This window comes from Dyella humi (assembly GCF_044904605.1).
Classification (GTDB): Bacteria; Pseudomonadota; Gammaproteobacteria; order Xanthomonadales; family Rhodanobacteraceae; genus Dyella_B; species Dyella_B humi.
The window spans coordinates 2,321,682-2,343,926 of the sequence record NZ_JADIKI010000023.1; the positions used below are offsets into that span (position 1 = coordinate 2,321,682).

The 22,245-nt window shown below is 62.1% G+C and carries 14 protein-coding genes; 4 read left to right on the forward strand and 10 right to left on the reverse strand.

Annotated features, from left to right (window positions below):
- Positions 1-133: 133 nt before the first annotated feature.
- From ISP18_RS21340 to ISP18_RS21355, 4 genes are all read right to left on the reverse strand, one after another.
- Positions 134-1,351, reverse strand: coding sequence for an AGE family epimerase/isomerase (locus ISP18_RS21340; RefSeq protein WP_380007237.1), 1,218 nt, complete (start codon positions 1,349-1,351; stop codon positions 134-136).
- Positions 1,348-2,325 (reverse strand): carbohydrate kinase family protein, encoded by a 978-nt coding sequence (locus ISP18_RS21345; RefSeq protein WP_380007240.1) that lies wholly within the window; start codon positions 2,323-2,325, stop codon positions 1,348-1,350. The genes ISP18_RS21340 and ISP18_RS21345 overlap by 4 nt, the downstream gene beginning before the upstream one ends.
- Before the next feature lie 174 nt (positions 2,326-2,499).
- Positions 2,500-3,822, reverse strand: coding sequence for an L-fucose:H+ symporter permease (gene fucP / locus ISP18_RS21350; RefSeq protein ID WP_380007243.1), 1,323 nt, complete (start codon positions 3,820-3,822; stop codon positions 2,500-2,502).
- Positions 3,823-3,837: 15 nt separating this feature from the next.
- On the reverse strand, positions 3,838-4,887 hold the full coding sequence (locus tag ISP18_RS21355) for a LacI family DNA-binding transcriptional regulator (protein ID WP_380007246.1): 1,050 nt from the start codon (positions 4,885-4,887) through the stop codon (positions 3,838-3,840).
- Between the two features lie 235 nt (positions 4,888-5,122).
- On the opposite strand from ISP18_RS21355, the gene ISP18_RS21360 reads away from it, so the two are divergent.
- The 4 genes from ISP18_RS21360 (at position 5,123) to ISP18_RS21375 (ending at position 11,652) form a co-directional block, all read left to right on the forward strand.
- Entirely contained in the window at positions 5,123-7,453 is a 2,331-nt protein-coding gene (locus ISP18_RS21360) for a GH92 family glycosyl hydrolase (protein WP_380007249.1), read from the forward strand.
- A gap of 326 nt (positions 7,454-7,779) precedes the next feature.
- Positions 7,780-9,543 (forward strand): sensor histidine kinase, encoded by a 1,764-nt coding sequence (locus ISP18_RS21365; RefSeq protein WP_380007252.1) that lies wholly within the window; start codon positions 7,780-7,782, stop codon positions 9,541-9,543.
- Positions 9,540-9,986 (forward strand): response regulator, encoded by a 447-nt coding sequence (locus ISP18_RS21370; RefSeq protein WP_380007255.1) that lies wholly within the window; start codon positions 9,540-9,542, stop codon positions 9,984-9,986. The genes ISP18_RS21365 and ISP18_RS21370 overlap by 4 nt, the downstream gene beginning before the upstream one ends.
- A 76-nt stretch (positions 9,987-10,062) precedes the next feature.
- Entirely contained in the window at positions 10,063-11,652 is a 1,590-nt protein-coding gene (locus tag ISP18_RS21375; RefSeq protein ID WP_380007258.1) for a response regulator, read from the forward strand.
- Between the two features lie 178 nt (positions 11,653-11,830).
- Here ISP18_RS21375 and ISP18_RS21380 read toward each other — a convergent pair whose 3' ends face one another.
- The 6 genes from ISP18_RS21380 to ISP18_RS21405 all read right to left on the reverse strand — a co-directional run bounded on the left by ISP18_RS21380 (position 11,831) and on the right by ISP18_RS21405 (position 22,163).
- Entirely contained in the window at positions 11,831-13,273 is a 1,443-nt protein-coding gene (locus ISP18_RS21380; protein WP_380007261.1) for a sigma-54-dependent transcriptional regulator, read from the reverse strand.
- Positions 13,274-13,353: 80 nt separating this feature from the next.
- Positions 13,354-14,427: an alpha/beta hydrolase gene (locus tag ISP18_RS21385; protein WP_380007264.1), complete on the reverse strand. Its 1,074-nt coding sequence runs from the start codon at positions 14,425-14,427 to the stop codon at positions 13,354-13,356.
- Between the two features lie 125 nt (positions 14,428-14,552).
- Complete coding sequence (locus ISP18_RS21390) at positions 14,553-16,244, reverse strand: trehalase family glycosidase (protein ID WP_380007267.1); 1,692 nt, start codon at positions 16,242-16,244, stop codon at positions 14,553-14,555.
- Positions 16,245-16,300: 56 nt separating this feature from the next.
- Positions 16,301-18,598, reverse strand: coding sequence for a glycoside hydrolase family 65 protein (locus tag ISP18_RS21395; protein WP_380007270.1), 2,298 nt, complete (start codon positions 18,596-18,598; stop codon positions 16,301-16,303).
- A gap of 11 nt (positions 18,599-18,609) precedes the next feature.
- On the reverse strand, positions 18,610-20,856 hold the full coding sequence (locus tag ISP18_RS21400; protein WP_380007273.1) for a glycosyl hydrolase family 95 catalytic domain-containing protein: 2,247 nt from the start codon (positions 20,854-20,856) through the stop codon (positions 18,610-18,612).
- Positions 20,857-20,900: 44 nt separating this feature from the next.
- On the reverse strand, positions 20,901-22,163 hold the full coding sequence (locus ISP18_RS21405; protein ID WP_380007276.1) for an MFS transporter: 1,263 nt from the start codon (positions 22,161-22,163) through the stop codon (positions 20,901-20,903).
- Positions 22,164-22,245: the final 82 nt, after the last annotated feature.

Sequence of the window (22,245 nt, forward strand, 5' to 3'; positions counted from 1 at the left end):
AACGCGCCGGACAAGCTGCGCCGCAGCATTTCATGACAAGCAAAAAGCCCGCATTGCGCGGGCTTTTCATTCAGTGAGTTACCTTACATGGCTGTCATTTACGCTTTCGCGAATGACGGCCATGTGGCACATCTCAAGGCTTGCCACCTTGGCGAATCAACGCCATCACTTCGTAGCACGCACCCATGGTGTGATAGTCCACCTTACCCGCAGGACTTTTCTCGTTGCTGTACTTCTGGTTGTCCTGAGTGAGGATGCGATACCACGCGCCGTATTGGTGGTCGATGAAGTGATCCCACGAGTAGGCCCATAGCTTCATGTACCACTCGTCGTACTTCGCATCGCCTGTGCGTGCGTGCAGCAGCGCGGCGGCGGCCAGCGATTCGGCTTGCACCCAGAAGTATTTGTCGCCGTCGCAGACGCTGCCTTCCGGCGCGAAGCCGTAGCAGATGCCGCCGTGCACGGGATCCCACGCGCGCTCTAGCGCGGTGTCGAACAAGTGTTGAGCGGTCGGTAGGATCCACGCTTCGTGCTCGCCGCGTTCCTGCAGCAACGGTTCCATGATCATCAGCAGCTTCGCCCACTCGGTCTGATGGCCGGGCTGAAAACCCCAGGGACGGAACAGGTGCTTGGGATCGTCGCGGTGGTAATCCCAGTCGATGCTCCAGTCGACGTGATAGTGCTCCCACACCAGGCCGTCGGCGAGTTTGGCTTGGCGCTGCGTCATGGTGCGCGCGAGCGTGAGTGCGCGGTCGAGGTAACGCGTTTCCTTGCTGGCCTGGTACGCGGCGAGCATCGCCTCGCACATGTGCATGTTGGCGTTCTGGCCGCGGTAGGTACTGAACTGCCACTGCGGATCCGCTTCGTCGCGATAAAGGCTTGCTTGCGCATCCCAGAAATGCCGCTCCAACAGCTGCCAGGTTTCATCCATCCAGGCGGTGACTTCTGTGATGCCAGCCTTCAGCGCCGTGGAGTAAGCGAGCAGCACGAAGGCCAAGCCATAACAGTGATTGGTGCGATCTTCCGGTTTGCCGTCGCGAAGCGTCCATGCATAGCCGCCGGTGCTGGCGTCGCGATGCACGTCGCGCAGATAACGCAGGCCGTGGCGCGTGGCGTCGAGATATTCGGGCTTGCCGAACTCGATCGCCGCCATCGCGTAGTTGAAGACGAAGCGCGTGCTGCTCACCAGGTGACGATGACTGGCGTCGTACACCGTGCCGTCGTCGAGGTAGTAATGAAAGAAGCCGCCCGCCGGATCGATCGCGTGCGGGTGGTAGAACGTCATGGTCTGCGCGATGTGTTCGCGCAAAAAGGTTTCGGAATGGAAATCCGGTTGCGCCGGCGTAGTCATGCGTACGTCTCCATGAATTGTTCGACCTCGTCGGCATGCGGCATCGCGGCGAACGAGCCATGCCGGGTCACCGCCACGGCGCCGCAGGCGCTGGCAAAGCGCAGTGCGGCGTGCAGGCGCGGTAGCGTGGCCACCCAGGCATCGAGAGCAGCGGCGGTGATGTTCTGCTCGGCAAACTGGTACAGCAGGCCGCCGACAAAGGCATCGCCTGCGCCGGTGCTATCGACCATCGGTACGTCGTAGCAAGGCAACTCGCCTTGCACGTCCGGATGGAACCAGCGCAAAGGCTTCGGGCCATCGGTGACGATCAGCAGTCGCGCATTGCCGTCCCACAGGCGCTCAAGCAGCGCTTCCTCGCCTTCGTTCGCCAGCCAGTCGAATTCCTCAGCGCTGAGCTTCACCACGTCGGCCAGTAGCAATGCCGGCCATACATGCGGACGAGGCTCGCTACCGCGCGGCCACAGGGCGGGGCGCAGGTTGAGATCGAAGCTCACCAGCGCACCGGACTGCCGTGCGCGGCGCATGCCGGTGAGCGTGACGTCGGCCAGATCCGTATCGGTCATGCTGTTGGAGCAAACGTGGAACACGGCGGTGTTCTCGAACGTCTGCGAGCGGAAATGTTCGATGCGGAACAGCAGATCGGCCGACGGCGGACGGTAGAAGGCGAAGCTGCGTTCGCCGCGTTCGTCCAGCGTGACGAACGCCAGCGCAGTGTTGGCCTCACCCGTACGCACTACATCGGCGGTATCTACGCCAGCTTGCTGCAGGCTATGCAGCAGGAAATCGCCGAAGCGATCCAGCCCCAGCATGCCGGCAAAGCGCACATGGCTGCCGAGCTTGGCCACCGCGACCGCCACGTTGGCAGGTGCGCCGCCGGCGAAGGGAACGAACTGGCGCGCAAAGCCGTGGCCATCGCGGCCTTCGCCATGCATATCGATCAAAGCCTCGCCGAAGCAGAGGATGGAACGTTTCATCAAAGACCCCGAATAGAAATACGTATGGATGTAATGAGAAGGATGCGCGCTGTCCGACTTTCTACCTCCCCCTGCTTGCAGGGATGAGGTTGGGCGGGGGAATGCTTGCGGGAAACTTCAAGGCAAGTGTGCGACCCCAGCCCAACCCTCCCTGCGTGCAGGGGAGGGAGCACATCATTGCGGTGCGACAGGCGCGCTGCGGATGTTCGAGCCGCGCAAGCCGTAGAACACGATGTAGCCGTAGCACAGCGCCGGCAGCACGAATGCATGCTGGATGCCGATGTTGTCGGCCAGCACGCCCTGCAGCCAGGGCACCAGCGCGCCGCCGACGATTGCCATGATCAACAGACTCGACGCCCTGCCCGTGAGCGGTCCCATGCGCTCGATGCCGAGCGAAAAGATGGTGGGGAACATGATCGAGTTGAACAAGCCGATCGCTACGATGCTGTACATCGCCGTGGTGCCGCTGGTGCTCATGGTGGCGATCAGCAGCAACACGTTTACCGCGGCGAACACGGCAAGCAGTTTGCGCGGAGAAAGCTTGGCCAACAGCGCGGAGCCGATGAAGCGCCCAACCATCGCGCCGCCCCAGTAGAGCGACACGTAATGTGCGGCTTCTTGTTCGCTCATGTGACCGATCTGCGGCTCGGACAGGTAGTTCACCATGAAGCTGCCGATCGACACTTCTGCGCCGACGTAGAAGAAGATGCCCAGCACACCGAACAACACGTGTGGATAGCGCAACGCATCCAGCAGCGTGTGATGGGTGGGATCGGCCTTCTCGGTGCTTTCCTCCAGCGAGGGCAGGCGGAACAGCCACACGAAGATCGCCAACAGCACCAGCACCACGGCCAAGCCAACGTAAGGCATCTGTACGGATTGCGCTTCCTGCGTGCGATAGATCACCTGCTCGCTGGCGGAGAGGCTCGCGATCTCGGCCGCGCTTTTCACCTTGGTGGAAAGAATCAGCAGGCTGCCGAATACCGGCGCGATGGTGGTGCCGAACGAATTGAGTGCCTGCGCTAGCGTGAGGCGGCTGGAACTGGTCCTTTCAGGACCTAGCAGCGCCACGTACGCATTGGCCGCAACCTGCAGCACCGTGATGCCGGTGGCCAGCACGAACAGCGCGCCGAGAAACGCCGGATACAGGCGCAAACCTGCCGCCGGCCAGAAACCCAGCGCGCCGATGCCTGCGATCACCAGGCCCGTGACGATGCTTTTCTTGTAGCCCAGATGCGCCACCACGCGACCGGCGGGCAGCGACATCAGGAAGTACGCGCCGAAGAAGGTGAACTGCACCAGCATCGCCTGTGCATAGTTCAATTCGAACACCGCCTTCAGGTGCGGAATCAGAATGTCGTTGAGGCAAGTGAGAAAGCCCCACATGAAGAACACCGTCGTGATGACGGTGAGCGCGAGCGGGAAGTACGTGTAGCGGGTGTCGTTGGAGGCCGTCGACAGTCCAGAGGACGGCGGGGTAGCTGCGGTAAAAGCCATGATGAAATCCGATAATCAGGCGTGCGGCGGACAACTGCTTGCGCGTACCAGCAATTGCACGGGTGCAATGGTTTGACGAGGAGGGGAGGAGGGATCCTGCACGCGCTGCAGGATCAGTTCCGCGGCCTGGCGGCCACGGTCGCGTGGCGTCACCGCCAGCGTGGTCAGCGGCGGTGCGCTGACCGCGGCTTCGGCGATGTCGTCGAAGCCGGTGAGGGCGAAATCGCTGCCGGGTTGCAGGCCGCGTTGATGCAGTCCCAGCATCAGGCCCAGCGCCACCGCATCGTTGTAGCAGACGGCGGCGGTCGGTGCGGTTTTGCCCTTGAACAAGTGCTCGCTCTGCGCCACCGCATCCAGGCGGTTGGGTACGCATTCCACGATCCAGCTCGGCTCTACGGCCAAGCCCGCGGCCTTCATCGCTTCGATATAGCCGGCGCGACGCTGGCGGCAGGAACTGGAGCCCTGATGTCCGCCGTAGAACGCGATGTGCTTGTGACCCTGTTCGATCAAGTGTTCCGTGGCCAGGCGCGCGCCGCGCTGGTTGTCCAGGAACAGGCGATCCCAGTGATCACAGGCGGCCACGTCGCCGCTCACCTCGCGGTTGAACAGCAGCAGCGGCGTCAGCGAACCCACGGCGGAAAGAATCTGCTGTGCGTCGCTGCCTTCGGCGGGCGAAAGAATGATGCCGGCCGGCCCGTGCTCCATCAGCGAGCCGAGCACCGCCAGCTCGCGTTCGGTGGACTCGCCGGTGCTGCCCAGCAACGTCACGAAGCCGGTATCGCCGAGTATTTCATCGACGCCCGCAGCGAATTCCGCGAAGAACGGATTGGCCAGATCGTTGAGCACCAGCGCGATGCTCGACGACGTGCGCCGACGCAGGTTCGCCGCGGCGCGGTTATAGACGTAACCCTGGCGGCGCAGCTCTTCTTCCACGCGCGCGCGAGTGTGTTTGTTGACCAGCGGGCTGCCCCGCAAGACGAGCGAAACCGTAGCGCGGGAGACGTCGCAACCCGCGGCAATATCGCTCAGAGTGACCTTACGGCCGACCGGCGGTGTGTTCCCCATTTATCTCAGAACCTCGCCTTTGGAACGATCCAAATGTACCTGAACCCGCAAATTGGTGATCCTGCACTGCAGCATGCCAAGCCCTCCTTCCCGGTGTTAGCGTCCGGCGCCTTGGAACGATCCAACCCGCCCGCCCCACCATCGGCCCCCCTCCGGGGAAGGACCCGAGCCGAGTATGGAGCTTTGCGGACTCCCCAGTCCGCATTAACCGAAGACATTAACAGGCCCCTATCCAATGAACCATCGCCTGCGTCGCTCCTGCCTTTCCCTGCTCGTCATCGCCTCGTTCGGTACCGCGTCCGTGGTCTGGGCCGGCGAGCCACACGCGCCAGAGGTCGATCCACGTATCGGCACCGGTGGCGACGGCCACGTGTTTCCCGGCGCCACGGTTCCGTTCGGCATGATCCAGCTGTCGCCCGACACGGCCATGCCAGATTTCAAGCACGCGTACAAATGGGCGGCGGGCTATCAGTACAACGATCCCACCATCATGGGCTTCTCGCATACGCACTTCTCCGGCTCTGGCCATTCGGATCTGGGCGACGTACTGGTGATGCCGATTGCGGGCGAAGTGAAGCTCGATCCGGGCGATGAGAAAGTGACGGGCAGTGGCTACCGCTCGCGTTTCGATCACGCGACCGAAGTGGAACAGGCCGGCTATTACGCGGTGACCTTGGCCGACTACGATGTGCGCGCCGAACTTACCGCCAATCGCCGCGTAGGCTGGCATCGCTATACCTTCCCGACCGGCAAGCCGGCGCACGTGCTGCTCGATCTGCGACCCAGCATCTACGACTACCCGGGCAAAGTGGTGTGGTCCAACCTGCAGGTGCGCGCGGACGGCACCGTCACCGGCTGTCGCACCACGCGCGGTTGGGCGCCGGGGCGCGAACTGTGTTTCGCCATGCGCTTCAACCAGCCGATGACCTCGCGCGAGCTCTACAACCGCGAAACCGACGTGATCTACAAGGGCTTCAAGGGACCGGGTTATCAGCCACAAGATGCGAACGCGCAGAACGGCCGCGCCATCGTGGGCGTGTTCGATTTCGGCGAGCTGAAAACACCGCTGCTGGCGAAAGTGGCGACTTCCTCGGTGAGCGAGGCCAACGCCATCGCCAACCTCGACCAGGACGGCCAGGGCTGGAATTTCGATGCGCAGCGCCACAATGCGCTCGAAGCATGGAACAAGGCGCTGGCGCCGATCGATGTGGACGGCCCCCAAACCTTGCGCACGCAGTTCTACACCGCGCTGTACCACGCGCTGATATCGCCGAGCCTGAGCATGGACGTGAACGGCCAATACCGCGGCCCCGATCATCAGGTGCATCACGCCGACGGCTTCGATTTCTATTCGAGCTGGTCGATGTGGGACGTCTACCGTGCGCAGCAGCCGTTGCTGATCCTGCTGCATCCGGATCGCACCGTCGATTTCGTGCGTTCGCTGATCGCCGCGCAGCAAGCCAGCCCATTCGGCATGCTACCGGTATGGGCGTACCAGGGTCTGGAAACGTGGTGCATGACTGGTTACCACGCGGTGGCGATCATCGCCGATGCGTACGTCAAGGGCATCCGCGGCTATGACGCAGACAAGGCGCTGAAGGCGATGGCGTCCACAGCCACGTACGGTGACTATGGCGACCTGGCCGATTACATGAAGCTCGGCTACGTGCCCATCGACAAGGAAGTGGAGGGCGGCTCCAAGACGCAGGAATACGCTTACGATGACTGGGCCATTGCACAGATGGCCAAGGCGATGGGCAAGCACGACGTCTACGACACCTTCGAGAAACGCGCCGGCTACTGGCGCAATGTGTGGGATCCGAAAACCGGCTTCATGCGTGCACGTCTGAGCACCGGACCGTTCCGCGAGCCGTTCGATCCCACCAGCGCCGGCTACGGCGACGACTACACCGAAGCCAACGCCTGGCAGTATTCCTGGTACGTGCCGCAGGACGTGGCCGGGCTGATCACCGCGATGGGCGGCGATCAGGCTTTCACGCACAAGCTGGACGAACTTTTCGACGCCAAGGTCGATCCATCCATCTTCAAAAATGTGGAAGACATTACGGGCCTGATCGGCTGGTACGCGCACGGCAACGAGCCTAGCCATCACATCGCCTACTTGTACGACTACGCCGGCGAGGCGTGGAAGACGCAAGCGAGGCTTAAGCAGATCATGGACAACGAGTACGGCCCCGGTCCCGCGGGTCTGATCGGCAACGACGACCTGGGCCAGATGTCCGCCTGGTACATCTTCACGGCGCTGGGTTTCTACCCGGTGACCCCGGCCAGCGATGAATACGCCATCGGCCGGCCGTTCGTGCCGCGCGCTGCGATCCATCTGGGCAACGGCCGCACGTTCACCATCAGCGCGGCGCCGTTCGACGATGCGCATCCCTACGTCGGCGAAGTCACCCTCAACGGCAAGCCGCTGGATCGGGTGTATTTGAAGCACGCGGACATCCTTGCCGGTGGCGAACTGCATTTCACGATGCAGGCGCAGCCGAACAAGAGCTGGGGGCAGGCTGTTTCGGCGCGGCCTGCGGCGATGAGTTCCTATCGGTAAATGAGGCGCTCCTCTCTTTGCTGCGCGCAGGGAGGGGCAGCTTCCGGCGAGCCAGGATTCGGCGTTGAACCCAGGTGGGGTTCGCGCGCGTTTTTCCGTCTGATTCCTCGATGGAGCACTTCGCGAGGTTCACCTCTTCTTACGGCAGAAAGAGGGCCTTGAAGGCCAAAAAAGGGAGTCAATGCCCGTAGAAACCGTCTATATGTAAGTGAAATGCGTTCGCACTGGTCAGTAACCGCAAAACATGCGCAGAATGCATGCATCATGCCGGGACGTGCACGGATTAAGGGCCGATGATTCCAGGGGGAGTGCGACAAGTTGCGGCGATGCCCTGGCGCACCGGCGGCCTGCTGCTTGCGGTGCTCGTGATCGTGGCCCTGCCGTACATGATCACGCGCGGCAGCTCGCAGCAATCCTTCGAGGCTGGCGAGCTGGTCACACGTTCGGCGGAAGTCCAGGCTCTGGTCTACCGCATCGCCGACCAGACCCACGACGCCGAATCGGCCATCCAACACCTGCTGGCGGATGATCCTTACAGCCACGCCGAAACGGTGGCGGTGAGCGCGGAAAACACCATTCCCGGCCTGCTGGACGAGCTGCGCCACATCACCGCCGACAACGCCACGCAGGAACACCTGGCGGAACAGCTGGGCGCGGTGGAGAACGGCCGGCTGGCATTGCTGCACCAGGCCGTCGAGCGCTACCGGCACAACGACCGCGCCGGTGCGGAGCAGGCCCTGCGTGACGCCAGCGCACTGTTCCATGTCGACGACATCGCCGACAAGATCGTCTCCAATGCGGAACAGGCGCTGCAACTGCGCCGCGAGGCAGCCAGACAACAATCCAACAACAGCCGCCTGGTGCTGACGCTGACCGCCGCAGCACAGCTGTTGATGTTGATGATCGTGGTGATCGTCTCCGAGCGGCAGATCGGCCGCCGCCTGCAGGCTGAAGTGCGCGAGCGGCAGGCCGTACAGCGTTCGCAGATGATCCTGCAGGCAGTACGCGAGCCCATCGCGCTGCTCGACCACAATCTGCGCACCTTGCTGGTGAATGCGGCCTTCAGCGAGCTATACGGCGTATCCGAGGAAAGCCGTGCCGAATACCTGGAAGATGTCGGTCAGGGCGCCTGGGCGGATGAAGTGCTGCTGCAACGCCTGCGCGACGTGCTGTTGCGCGATCGTGAACTGTGGGATTTCGAACTCACCCAGCGCACCATCGATGGCGTCGAGCGCCATGTGGTGATCAACGCGCGCCGCCTGCAACAGCAGGACAGCGAGAGCCCGGTGCTGCTGCTGACCGTCAGCGATGTCACCGCGCGTGCGCTGGTCGAGCAGCAGGTGAAGGAGCTCAACCACCAGCTCGAAAGCAAGGTGGCGCAGATCTCCGACGTGAACCGCGAGCTGGAGGCCTTTAGCTATTCCGTCTCGCACGACCTGCGCGCGCCGCTACGGCACATCACCGCGTTCGCGCAGAAGCTGGAAGATCACCTGGGCGAGGAGGTCGACAGCACCACGCGGCATTACCTCAGCGTGATCCGCGACGCGTCGTTCCGCATGGCGCAGCTGATCGAGGATCTGCTGGTGTTCTCCCGCCTCGGCCGTGGCGCGCTGCGCCTGCAGGCGGTGGACATGCGCGCGCTGGTGGACGAAATCTGCACGTTGGCAGAGTCGGAAGCGCCTGGCCGGCGCATCGTGTGGCACATCGATCCGCTGCCGATGGTGGTCGGTGACGAGAACATGCTGCGCACCGTATGGCAGAACCTGATCGGTAATGCCGTGAAATACACCGGCCAGCGCGAGATCGCGCACATCGACGTTTCCGTGAAGAACGCCGACGGCGGCGACTACGAATTCACCATCGCCGACGACGGCGCGGGCTTCGATATGCGCTACGTCGACAAACTTTTTGGTGTATTTCAGCGGCTGCACAAGGCCAGCGAATTTCCCGGCAATGGCATCGGTCTGGCCAATGTGCGGCGCATCGTGATGCGTCATGGGGGCAGGGTCTGGGCCGAAGGCGAGCCGGGACATGGCGCTCGTTTTCACTTCACACTGTCGGCCATCGAACCACCATCGTCATCGCCATGAAGCACGCCCCTTTGCGCCCCATCCTGCTGGTCGAAGACAGCCCCGTCGATGCCGAAATGACGGTGGATGCGCTGCGCCAGGCGCATCTGGTCAATCCAATCGTCCATGTGGAGGACGGCGTGGATTGCCTGGATTGGCTGTACGCGCGCGGCAGCTTCGAAGGCCGTCCGGGTGGCGATCCCGTGGTTGTGTTGCTCGACATCAAGATGCCGCGCATGAACGGGCTGGACGTGCTCAAGCAGATGCGCGCGGACGAGCGCTTCCGGCATCTGCCGGTGGTGATCCTTTCCTCTTCGCGCGAGGAAACCGATCTGGCACGCAGCTGGGATCTGGGCGTAAACGCTTACGTGATCAAGCCGGTGGATGTGGGACAGTTTTTCCAGGCGGTGCATACGCTCGGCCAGTTCTGGGCCGTGCTGAACCAGTCGCCGGAACAGGTGTGAAGAAGCTGCTCTTGCGGCTTTTTTTGTTGCGAAGCAAGGCTCTTCCCGTCACAGCGTATTGACATATGATGATCGGATGCCGGACAAGTCCAGCCAACAACGCGCGTTACCCCGGATACGGGTTCTGCAGGTAGAGGACAGCCCGCTCGACGCGGAGCTGGTGCTCACCGAACTGCAGGCCGACGGTATCGACTACGACGTACGCCTCGTCGATGACGAGCCGGCGTTCGTCGAAACGCTCAAGGCGTTCAAGCCGCACATCGTGCTGTCGGACCTGAGCATGCCCGGCTTTTCCGGTCAGCGCGCGCTGGAACTGCTGCGCGACCTCAGCGGGGATATCCCCTTCATCTACGTCTCGGCCACGCTGGGCGAGGAAGCGGCCATCGCCGCGCTGCGTGAAGGCGCCACCGACTACATCCTCAAGCAGAATCCCGCGCGACTGGCGAGCGCAGTGCGCCGCGCAATGCGCGAAGCAGACGAGCAGCGGGCGCGCGTCCGCGCGGAGGCGGAGCTGATCCGCATCCAGCGCTTCGAAAGCCTCGCCATGCTGGCCGGCGGCTTGAGCCATGACCTGCGCAATCTGCTGCAGCCCTTGTTGCTGGCCGGCGACAGCCTGCAGGATTACCAGGACGACCCGCGCCTGGCCCGGCTGGGCGCGCTGGTGCGCGACTGCGGGCGGCGCGGGCTGGAAATGGTGCAGTCCATGCTGTCGTTTGCGCGCGGTGCACGGCGTGCCGAACAGGTGAAGGTGCAGGCGCTGATCGATGCCCTGTCGCTGCTCCTGCAGGGCAGCGTGCCGCGCACGGTGACGTTGGACATCGACGTGGCCGATCCGCAGCTCACCTTCGAAGGCAACCACACCGAACTGCAGCAATGCCTGCTCAACCTTTGCCTCAATGCGATTCAGGCGATGCCCAATGGTGGCATGCTGCGCGTGACCACCCGTAAGGCGAAACTGGAGCAAAGCTTCATTCTGGAGCATGAAGACGCGCAGCCCGGCGACTACGTGTGCCTCACGGTAACCGACACCGGCATCGGCATGGCCGAAGAAGTACGCAGGCGGCTGTTCGAACCCTTCTTCACCACCAAGGATGGCGGCACCGGCCTGGGGCTGCTGTCGTGCCGCCGCATCGTCTACAGCCACGGCGGCGTGATGCGCATGGATAGCATCGTCGGCGAAGGCACCTGTTTCGATCTGTACATCCCGCTAGCGCGTCCAGTCATCGAAGCTGCCCACCCGGTCGATAGCGACGCCAACCTGCACGGCAATGCCGAGCACGTGCTGCTGGTGGTGGAAGAAGCCGGCCAGCTCACGCTGCTGACCGACACGCTCGACGCCTGGGGCTACGAAGTGCACGGCAGCCAGAGCGGCACTGCCGCGCTGCAGTGGATCGAAGCCTGCGGCCTGCCCGACCTGGTCGTGATGGACGCGGACATGAGCCTCTTTACCAGCGAACGCACGCTGGCGGCGCTCAGCCAATATGGCTATCGCAGCGGTGTGCTGGTGCTATGCCGCGCGGACGATCCGCCGGATTCGGCGAAATTCCGGATGCACGACGGCAACCGGGTACGGCGCTTGAACAAGCCGGTGAACACGCGCTCGCTGTTGCTTGCGGTGCATGATGCGTTGCGTGAGGGTGAGAAGAAAGAGAAGCAGCGGCATTGATGACGCCATCGGAACTGATCCCTCTCCCTCCGGGAGAGGGATTGGGTGAGGGTACGATCAGCGCGCGATGGCAAAGACTTGCGCAAGTAGTGGGTATCGCGCTTCGCTCGAACCTTCACCCGAGGGGAGAGGGGTTCGCTCAGGATGATGGCGCTATCCACTCGCTCGCTGTTCTCCGTCAATCAATCCCAAGCTTCTTCAACTTGTACCGTAACGCCCGGAACGTGATACCCAGCTTCCGAGCTGCTGCCGTCTTGTTGTAGCGCGATTCTTCCAGCGCCTTCATGATCGCGGTGCGTTCGAGATTGCTGATGTAGTCGTCCAGCGGCAGTTCGCTGGAAGGTGTTTGCGCGGACGGCACTGCAGCGGGCGGATGGCCTTGTGGTGCGTAGGCAGGCGGTGCGTGATGGCCGGCGTGCGCGTGCGTGCCGGCTTCCGCGCCATGGCGTGGCGGGCGCTGCGGCAGCATCAAGTCGCCGGCATCGACGCGGTCGCCATCGCACATCGCCACGGCGCGCTCGAGAATGTTTTCCAGTTCGCGCACATTGCCGGGGAAGTCGTAATCTTCCAGCGCCTGGCGCGCTTCGGGCAGCAGGCGCACAGGCGTGCCGCCGCCACTCTTTACCGCCAACTGGCGCAACACGTAGTCGGCCAGCAGCGGTACGTCGCCGCGGCGCTCGCGCAAAGGCGGCACGCGCAGCTCAATCACGTTGATGCGATAGAACAGGTCCTGGCGGAACTGGCCCTGCTCGACCAAGGCGGCCAGGTTCTTATGCGTGGCCGAAAGAATGCGCACGTCCACCGCGACTTCCTCGCGCGCACCAATCGGACGCACCGCTTTTTCCTGGATCGCACGTAGCAGCTTCACCTGCATGTGCAGGGGCAGCTCGGCCACTTCGTCGAGGAACAGCGTGCCGCCGTGCGCGGCCTGGAACAGACCTTCTTTGTCCGCGACCGCACCGGTGAAGCTGCCTTTGCGATGGCCGAAGAACTCGCTTTCCATCAGCTCCGAAGGAATTGCACCGCAGTTGACCGGCACGAACGGCCCGGTTGCGCGCGGCCCTTGTTCGTGGATCAGGCGCGCGACCAACTCCTTGCCTACGCCCGATTCGCCGGCGATGTACACCGGGGCCTGGTTGCGGGCCAACTTGCCGATGGTGTTGCGCACCTGCTGCATGGCGGTCGAGTCACCGATCAGGCGGTCGCTGGAGCCGCTCGAGGTGGGACTGACGCCAACGCCCGTGCGCTTTTCTTCCGCCAGCTTCAGCGCGGTACGCACCAGCCGACGCAGCATCTGGATGTCGACCGGCTTGGACACGAAATCGAAGGCACCGGCCTTCAGGGCCGTCACGGCGGCATCGACGTTGCCATAGGCGGTGATCATCGCCACCGGGGTTTCGTCGTACTCGGCCGCGATCAGTTCAACGATCTCCTGGCCGCTGCCGTCGGGCAGGCGCATGTCGGTGAAACACAAGTCGTAGCTGCGTTCGGAAAGCGCCTGGCGCGCCTCGGCGACCGTGCCGACTGCATCGACCTTCAGGTCCATGCGGCCGAGCGTGATCGTCAGCAGCTCGCGGATGTCGCGTTCGTCGTCGATGACCAGGACGGTCTGTTGGCTCATGGATTCGGAGGCGAAGTTGAATTTCCGTTCAGGATACTCGCCGCACTCGCAAGTGGCAAAGCGCGGCACGTTTGTGTACGTCAACGAGCGAGGTGCTTGAGGAAGAACCTTACCATCACGCGATAGGCATCCTGCGATTCGGGTAGCTCAGGATCGGAAAAGAAGGAATGCCACATGCCTTCCCACACATGCAATTCGGTCTGCGCCCCCGCTTTATCGAGCAATTGCTGGCTCGCCAGCACCGAACTCATCGCCATGTCGCGCGTGCCGGTGATCAGCAAAGTCGGTGGAAATTTGGCCAGCAGCGCCGGCGAAAGGCCGGGTTGCACCAACGGGTCGTGCTGGTTGGCGCCATGGAAATAGGCAAGATCGGCGAGCGCCAGCCGATGCTCCGGCACGCCCCAGCCGTTCAGCAGTGGGCCTGCATAGGCCGAATCACCGTCGACATCGAGCAATGAACCGCAAAAGGTGCCGATGGCGCCGGGCACCGGCACCTTGTCGGTGATCAGGCGGGCGACTGCCTCACCCGTGAGGATGCCACCAGCGGAACAGCCGTACATGCCGATCTGCTCGGGCTTGTATTGCGTGAGCAGTGCGCGATACACCGCCGCCACATCGTCGCTGGCAGCGGGAAAGGTGTGCTCCGGCGCCTGCCGGTAATCGACCGTGATTACTTTGATGCGACCCAGGCTCGCGATCGGAATCGCTTCCACCAAGCCGCCGCTGTGCGCACCCCACAGGAACGCGCCGCCATGCAGGTTGATCAGCACGCGGTGGCGATTTTCCTCGGAGATGCCTTGCGCCGGCAGCACTACGTCCGTGCCCACGCCAGCGATTGTTTCGCTGTGGATCTTCACCGCGTACATCTTCTGCATGCGCGCGGCGCGATCGCTGTTCATGCGGTCGTAGAAAGCGCGGCTTGCTTCGATCGGCCCGTCGATTGGCGGCGCTTTGGGGCCGGACGACAGTTTGTAAAAGAACGCGCGGGATTCGGGCGAGGCGAGGCTGGAATAGGGGATGGAGACGGCGGGTGAGGTGATGGTGCCGTCGGGTTTGACGCTCGGTGAGGTGTTTTGAGCGGAAGCAGAGGCGCTTACCAGATTGGCGATCAATAGAACGGTTGAGGCAATGAGCGGGAAACGCAGTGCTTGCATGGGCTTTACCTCAATACATGTTGAAGAAACGCTTTTTCTTTGCTGTCTCGACGAAGCCTGGGCAACCCTCACGGCCGTCATTTCCGCTTGCGCGGGAATGACGGCTATGTGGTTACGGACAAGTATTACGGTGTTTTGGCCGGCTCAGCAGCTGCGGCCGCCTTCGTCTTCGCACCACTCAAGATCTCATCCATCATCAAATACACACCATTGGTCCAGCCAAAGCCGATCACATTCGTGCTGTATCCCGCGATCACCTTCACGTCGGCATTCCCGCTGGCCATGTTGTATTTCTCGCGGATCGTGCCGTCGGCGGCGAGGCTGCGGTCGATGGTGGCGTTGAACTTGCCGGCGATACGGTGTGCGTCGTCATGGAAGCCGTATTTGTCGAGGCCGTCGACGGCAAGCCAGTTGGTCGGCGCCCAGCCGAACGGGTAATCCCATTGCGCGCCACTGGCGCGATTGTCCATCGTCAATCCACCGGACAGTTCGAAGATGGAAAGCTGGCCGCGCACCGAGGCCGCCTGCTGCGGCGAAGCCGCCCCGGCCCACAGCGGATAGAACGTGGTGAGGTACGGGCTATCGGAAGGCTTGCCGGCGATGACGTCGTAATCCCGGTACATGCCGGACTCGGGGCGCCACAGATACTTGTCCATCGCTTCCTTGCGCGCCGCGGCGGCCTGCGCCCAGTGTTCCGCATCGGCGGTCTTGCCGAGCTGCTGGGCGAGATCGTGCAGGTCCATCTCGTAACGGTAGAGCAGGCTATTCAAGCCCACATCGGCGTAGTGGTGCGTCGAGCCCGCGAACGGACCAAAGTGGAAGTTGACGTCGAAACCGGATTCGCGCATCGCGCGATCGCCGTGATAGTAATCGGCAGTCAGGCGATAACCACCGAACCAGTTGCCGGCACACACCTTGGACGCCTGCACGTCGCAGCTTTCCGTTTTCAGGCGTTCGGCTTCGGCGTCGTCAGGATGTTCGGCCGCCTTGATCAGATAGCCGGGATCATCGGCATGATGCGCGAGCAGCCACTTGATGACGCCGCGATAGTATTCGCTGGTCTGCGCTTCCAGCACCGGACCGCTGCCGAAATCGTAATAGCGCGCCAGGCCCGTGTTGCCGGCCAGATGTTCCGGCCGCGTCCAGATGTCGTGGTTGCGCACAGCAAGCGGATACGCTTTTTCCAGCCATGCGCGCTTCTCGTCCGCATTGTGGAAGGCAGCCGGATCGTTGAGTACCGACATCATCATCCGCGTAAGGAATGGCGGTTGCGAGCGACTGAGGTAGTAGGTGCGATTCGCGTTCAAAACGCCGCCGTAGTACTGCACTTCAAACAGCGCGTTGTCGACCATGTCGTGCGCCAGTTCGATGCGGTGATCGGCCACCAGGCCGAGCAGGATGAAGTAGCTGTCCCAGCCGTACATTTCGTTGAAGAAACCGCCGGGAACCACATAGGGGCGCGGCAGATAGAGCAGGCCTTGCACCGGCAGCTTGGTGGCATCCACGTCGCCGAGCTGATCAATTGCGCGCGGCAGGGTGTGCACGTCGATATTGCAGCGTTTCTGCGCCTGCAAGAGATCCGGCGGCGTGGTGAATTGCGCCGGTACGTAAAGCACCGGACGTGTCTTGATCTTAGGATCGGTCAGCGACTTACATTCGTCCTGCGAGCGCGTGAGCGTGCTCCAGGCTTTGTCGATATAAGCATGCGTCTTGGCTGGATCGGGCTGGGTGGCGGAAGCGGTGGCGACGAGCACCGATGAGAGAAGCAGTGCGAGATATATGGGCTTGGCGAACGTACGGCGGTATGTGCTTTTCATGCGAATTCCCCATCCAGTGCAATCGATGCGCTTGGCAACCGATCGCGTGTTTCGAATCAAAGAGTATGGCGCGTGATCGTTACGTTTCCACTGGCATCCCGCCGCAAGGTGATATCCATCGGCCGGCCGCGAAACGTGATGTGCTTGAGCGTCAACCCTTTCCACTGTGCAGGCAGCATCGGCGGATACGCCTGCACCAGTCCCTGCTCCTCGATGCGCAAACCGGTAAAGCCGTAAAGGATGTTCTGCAGCAATCCGCCGCTGGCAGTCATGAAGTAGCCGGTGTTGTTGTTGGCCGTTTCGGTGCGCACATTGAACGGCGGCTTGATCACGTTGAGCGTCATGTTGCCTTCGAACCACTTGCTGGCCTCGGCCTGTTCGCCGGCAGTGGCTGCCGCGATGGACAGCGGCTCAAAGCCCATGCTGTTCATGGCGTGATGCGTGTGTTCGAGTGCCAAGGTGGCGTACTGGTAATTGCGGCGGCGCACTTGTGCGCTCATCGGCATATCCAGTGACGGATACGACAACAACGGCAGCGGGCCGCCTTTCTCGTGCGCGTCGAAGGGCACGGATGGATCGAAGTTGAGGTAGTGGCCTTCCTTCGCATCGAACGGCAGATACAAACCCTTCGCCACCTCCGTCCAGTGCGGATCCGGCGCAACACCTATGACGTCTGCCGCGGCGGTGGCGATTTCCAGCGCCTTACGCGCCGATGCATTGGTGAACGTATCGTTGGGAATATCGTTGTACGGTTCGGCGACCGAGGTGACATGCAGGATGTCGTAGCGATGCTTGTCGGGCACGTAGCTGGCGCGGCTGGCCCAGAAGTCGGCAAGTGCGCGAATCACCGGCCAGCCATGCTGCTTCAGCCAGTTGCGATCCTGCGTGGCCAGGTAGTACTGCCATTGCGCAATCGCGATATCGGCGTTGACGTGGATCTCGCTTTCATCGAGCACTTGCGCCGAATGCGGCGTTTGCGAACTGCCGTTGTCCGGATCGGCTTCCCATGGATACATCGCGCCGCGCAGGCCGTGTTCGCGCGCGCGCTGTTCCGCAGGGGTCAGGGATGCGTCGCGGAACATCGCCATGGATTTCGCCCGCTCAGGATGCAAGAGCAGCAAGGCCGGGAACACCCAGGAATCGCTGTCCCAAAACACATGTCCGGTATATCCGGGCGTCATGCCGCAGGCACCGATCGGCCAGACGGTATTTGGCGTCGAGTTCGACAGCAGGTAATACAGATCGGAATGCACGATCTGCTGCGCTTTGGCATCGCCGTCGATCACGATGTCCGACTGCCATAGCGCATGCCAGGCATCGGCTTGATGCTGGAGCAATGCGTCGAAGCCTTGCGCGCGTGCTTCTTTGGCTAGCTCGAGATCTTGCTTCGCATCGCCGCCCCATGTATCACGTGAAATGGCGACATATTTGGTAAGGGCGTACGTCTGGCCCTTATGCACGACGATATGCAGGTTCAAAGCGAGCCGATAGTCGTCCTGATAGAGCTTGATCCCGCTTGCTTGCATGCCCTCTGGCAATGCAATGGCCACGGCTTCCGCCATCTTCGCACCTTGTTCAGCGCGTCCGTCCAGCCATAGCGTCAACGATCGGGTGTCATCACCGCTGGCCAACATGTGCGTGTCGCCGTGATACCACAGCGCCGCGCGATCCGCGGTGGCGGGTGGCGTTGGCTCTAGTGTCATGTTGTTGGCGGCGAGCGCTTCCATCACTTGATCGCCGTTGAGCCTGGCGAGTGGAAAACGGGGCTGATGCGGAGCCCACAGGTTCAGCGCGAAGGAGAGTTCGATATCGCCGTCGAAATCCGGCGTGATCGAAAGCTGTGTCGCCGCCAGATGCGGTGATGCCTGGCTGACCAGGGTGATCACCTTGACATCAGTGGCCCTGGATTCGTCGACGTAGCGATAGTGGGTAATCAACGTGCCATCGTACATGTCGAGCGTCTGGCCGTAATCCTGAAATCGCGACGCGCTCAGCGCGGATTGGTTGAGCCATGACCGGCCGCTGCGATAGTCGATTTCGGTCCAACCGGGGATGGCGGCGGGGCGCGAGACGTCGCCCTTGGCGTAATCCATGAGCGCGACCAGATAGGCAAGATTGCCCTCGGTGCCGCGCGGAGCGGTCATGGTGGAGATGTAGCCGTTGCCGAGCTGGCCAGGAAAATAGCTAGCGAGGTCGTTGAACGTGGCGGTGAGCTGGAAGCTCGGATCGGTAGCGGCGAAGGTGGTGGGGGCAACGGTACAGAGCAGGGCGATAGCTGCAAGCTTGCCCAGAAGCGAAGCCCTTCTCCCCTCGGGAAAGGGGCTCGCTAAGGGAGCGGGCATGAGAATCGTCATTCCGCGCTCGTCTACAATGCCTTGCGCACCAGTGTCGCTTTGCCTTGCGCATCGCGTTCTACGCGGATGTCGTATTGCTTGCCTTGAAAGCTCACTCGCTTGAGCGTCAACGACTTCCAATTCGGCGGCAGCACCGGCGCGTAGGCCGCATCGAGTCCCTTGTCGTCGATGCGCAAACCAGTAAGCCCGTAGACCATGCTCTGCAGGAATCCTGCCGAGGTGGCAAGGATGTAGCCCGCGTTGTTTGCCACCGTTTCGGTGCGCACGTTGAACGGCGGCTTGAGGAAACCGACCAGATTGCGCTCGATCCAGTCGCCGGCCGATTTGGCGTCGCCGAGTTCTGAGGCGCCGACCGCCAGCATCACCATCATCATTTCGTTCGGATCGTCGCCATGCACTTTCAGTTCGTGCAATTGGAAGTCGAAATCGTTGCGGCGCACGGTGTCCGACATCGACAAATCGAGATTGGGGTACATCAACCACGCCAGCGACGAACCCATCCAGGTGATTTTGTCGTGCGGCACAGATTCATCGAAATCCAGATGACGCTGTTCCTTGTCGAGGAAGGGGATGTACATCTTGGCGGCGATCGTCGACCACTGCGGGTCGGCCGGTTCACCCACTTTCTTCGCCGCCTCGACGGCGATCTGCAGGGCTTTGCGCGCGGCGGCGTTGGTGAAGGAGTCGTTCGGTACGTCGTCGTATGCTTCGTCCGGCGAAGTGACGTGCATGATTTCGTAGCGATCCGCCGCCTTGTTGTAGGTGACGCGGCTGGCCCAGAACTCGGCGACTTCGCGGATCACTGGCCAGCCATATTGCTTGAGCCATGCATCGTCACCGCTGGCGAGGTAATACTGCCATTGCGCGATGGCGATATCGGCATTGACATGGATCTCGCGATACACGCCGTAGGCGAAGTGCGGCGTGTTGTCCACGCCCGTCTGCGGGTCGGATTCCCATGGATACATCGTGCCCTTCGCGCCGTACTGAGTGGCGCGCGCGCGCGCGGGCTGCATGGTGCGATGGCGGAACATCACGATCGGCTTGGCGCGTTCCGGATGCAACAACAGCAGCGCGGGGAACACCCACGAATCGCTGTCCCAGAATGCATGGCCGGCATAGTTCGGCGTTAGCGCGCAAGCACCCATCGGCCACGCAGTTCCCACGGTGCTGTTGGAAAGTAGGTAATAGAGATCCGAATGCACGGCCTTTTGCACGGCCGGATCACCGTCTACGACGATGTCCGATTTCCACAACTCATGCCATGCCGCCTGGTGACGCGCGAGCAAGTTGTCGAAGCCGGTCTCGCGCGCCTGCTTGGCAAGGGAGAGATCGGCTTTCGCGTCGCCGCCCCAATCCTGTCTGGAAGCGGCGAGGTATTTGGTAAAGGTGTACGTGGTGCCCTGCTTCACCTTGATCGTGATGTGCAGCGAGAGCAGGTTTGAAGTCTTGTCGAGCTTTACGTTTTGGATGTCTAGCGCCTTCGGCAATTCGATCGCCGCCGCTTCGGCCATGCTCAAGCCTTCCTTCGCGCGGCCGTTCAACCATAGGGTGAGCGTTTTAGTGTCACCGTCGCTAGACAGTACTTCGGTATAACCGGGATACCACACGGGTGCGCGGTCAGGTGTCGGTACCGGCTTGTTGTCGAGGTTCTGCCCGCTGGCGATCACCGCGGCGATCATCTGGTCGCCGGTCATGCTGCCGATCGGGAAGCGCGGCTGGTGTTCGGACCACAAGCGGATCGGGAAGGTGAGCTCCACGCTGCCGTCGAAATGCGGCGTGATGGAAAATTGCGTAGCGGCGAGGTGATTGTCGGCCTGGCTGACGAAGGTCGTGACCTTTACGTCGGTCGACTTGTTCGCGTAGTCGAAGCGGTAGCGCGTGGTGAGCGTGCCGTCGTACATATCGAGCGTCTGCGCGTAGTCCGCGAAGATCTTCTTGTCCAGGCGTGTTGAATTGATCCAGCCGCCGCCGGGGTTGTAGTCGATCTCGCTCCAGCCGGGAATGGCGGCGGGGCGGGAGGCATCGCGCTTGTCGTAATCCATGAAGGCGACCATGTACGCGCGGGCGGGTTCGGTGCCGCGCGGCGAGGTCATCGTCGAGAAATAGCCGTTGGCGAGATAGCCCGGAAAGTAGCTGCCGAAGTTGTCGGACGAGGCGGTGAGCTGAAAGCTCGGATCCGTAGCCCCATGCGCGGCGGAAACGGCGGCCCATGTCGCAAGAAATAAACCGGATAGGCCGAGACGGCGGAAACTCATGGAAACTCCAGTGTGATGCGTCGCGTACGCTGGTCTAAATACTGCTATTTGCCGGCCAGCGTGATGGTTACCGTCGCCGTACCGGCACGATCGGTTTCGCGCTTGAAGAAAAACAACGTGACCAGGATCAGCAGCATCGGCAGCAGCGAGAAATAGAACGCGTGGATGCCGTCGAAGCGTGAAAACACGATGGCGGTGATGCGTGAGCCGAGCGTGCCGCCGAGCGCGGAGAAGATGACGATCAGACCGGTCATCGCTGCATGGGCCGGTTTGGGCAGCGAGCTCAGCGCGACCGAATTGATCACGGGGTAGATCGGTGCCATCAGTACGCCGATCAGAGGAATCAGATACGCGGCTGCCGGCGCATTCATCCAGCCGATATCCGCGCGTTCCACCACACCTTGCGCCAGCGGCAGGGCAACAATCACCAGCAGGCCCATGCCGAGCACGCAGATGTTCAGCAATGCGTACCAGGGCATGCGGCGCAGCAGTTGGCCGGCGACCAGGCGACCTACCGCGGTAGCACCGGCGAGAATGGTCGCAAGCTGGATGCTCATCGCATTGGGCAGCTTGAGAATCTCGTTGTTGAACGTCGGCAGCCAGGTGCTGAAGCTCTGCTCGATCAGCACGTACAAGAAAGCCGAGGCGAGGAACACGTAGACCAGCGGTCGCAGGAACAGATGCAGCATTTCCAGCAGCGAGCCGCGCATGGACTTGGTTTCTTCGGTGCGCGCCGCCGATTCGTCCAGGCGCGAGGTGGCCAGCAGCACAATCACCAGCACGCAGAGCACCGCCAGCACCCAGTACACGTTGAGCCAGGACGGATTCGCTGGCTGTGCGCGATCGACAAAGGCGCTGAACAGCCAGCCGGCGAACAGCACGCCGATCATGAACAGCCCTTCGATGGTGTTGGTAAGCCGGCCGTGCTCGCTACGGTCGTTGGTCAAGAGGCCAATGGAGGAATACACCGCCACCTTGGTCAGCGCGAACGATACGCCGACGCAGGTAAACAAGAGCTCCGTAGTGCGGAAACTCGGATACAACGGCATCAGCACGCAGGCACAGGCGACGATGCCCAAGGCGATCATCATCGCGCGCCGATAGCCAAGCAGGGGAAGAAACGAAGCAACCAGGAACGAAGTAATCGCAACTGGCAAATCCTTGAACAGCTCCAGCAGGCTCGCCTGCGGCTTGTCGACGCCGAAGGTGTAGATCGATTGCAGGATAACCGTGCCTACGCTGTTGAGCAGAATCGCGAAGACCATGTAGATCAGGGCGAGCGCGGCGATCATGCGGAATCGGTTCATGGCGACCTGCCTGGTGACGAATTGCATGGCAAACAAAACCCTCTCACCGGCCGTAGGCGCCGAGGTCGGGCTGGTCGAAAGA

What these genes read in the sequence shown, in the direction of transcription:
- ISP18_RS21340 (WP_380007237.1), bottom strand. Translation starts at nt 1,351, where the DNA reads ATGACTACGCCGGCGCAACCGGATTTCCATTCCGAAACCTTTTTGCGC.
- ISP18_RS21345 (WP_380007240.1), bottom strand. Translation starts at nt 2,325, where the DNA reads ATGAAACGTTCCATCCTCTGCTTCGGCGAGGCTTTGATCGATATGCAT.
- fucP (WP_380007243.1), bottom strand. Translation starts at nt 3,822, where the DNA reads ATGGCTTTTACCGCAGCTACCCCGCCGTCCTCTGGACTGTCGACGGCC.
- ISP18_RS21355 (WP_380007246.1), bottom strand. Translation starts at nt 4,887, where the DNA reads ATGGGGAACACACCGCCGGTCGGCCGTAAGGTCACTCTGAGCGATATT.
- ISP18_RS21360 (WP_380007249.1), top strand. Translation starts at nt 5,123, where the DNA reads ATGAACCATCGCCTGCGTCGCTCCTGCCTTTCCCTGCTCGTCATCGCC.
- ISP18_RS21365 (WP_380007252.1), top strand. Translation starts at nt 7,780, where the DNA reads ATGCCCTGGCGCACCGGCGGCCTGCTGCTTGCGGTGCTCGTGATCGTG.
- ISP18_RS21370 (WP_380007255.1), top strand. Translation starts at nt 9,540, where the DNA reads ATGAAGCACGCCCCTTTGCGCCCCATCCTGCTGGTCGAAGACAGCCCC.
- ISP18_RS21375 (WP_380007258.1), top strand. Translation starts at nt 10,063, where the DNA reads ATGCCGGACAAGTCCAGCCAACAACGCGCGTTACCCCGGATACGGGTT.
- ISP18_RS21380 (WP_380007261.1), bottom strand. Translation starts at nt 13,273, where the DNA reads ATGAGCCAACAGACCGTCCTGGTCATCGACGACGAACGCGACATCCGC.
- ISP18_RS21385 (WP_380007264.1), bottom strand. Translation starts at nt 14,427, where the DNA reads ATGCAAGCACTGCGTTTCCCGCTCATTGCCTCAACCGTTCTATTGATC.
- ISP18_RS21390 (WP_380007267.1), bottom strand. Translation starts at nt 16,244, where the DNA reads ATGAAAAGCACATACCGCCGTACGTTCGCCAAGCCCATATATCTCGCA.
- ISP18_RS21395 (WP_380007270.1), bottom strand. Translation starts at nt 18,598, where the DNA reads ATGACGATTCTCATGCCCGCTCCCTTAGCGAGCCCCTTTCCCGAGGGG.
- ISP18_RS21400 (WP_380007273.1), bottom strand. Translation starts at nt 20,856, where the DNA reads ATGAGTTTCCGCCGTCTCGGCCTATCCGGTTTATTTCTTGCGACATGG.
- ISP18_RS21405 (WP_380007276.1), bottom strand. Translation starts at nt 22,163, where the DNA reads ATGAACCGATTCCGCATGATCGCCGCGCTCGCCCTGATCTACATGGTC.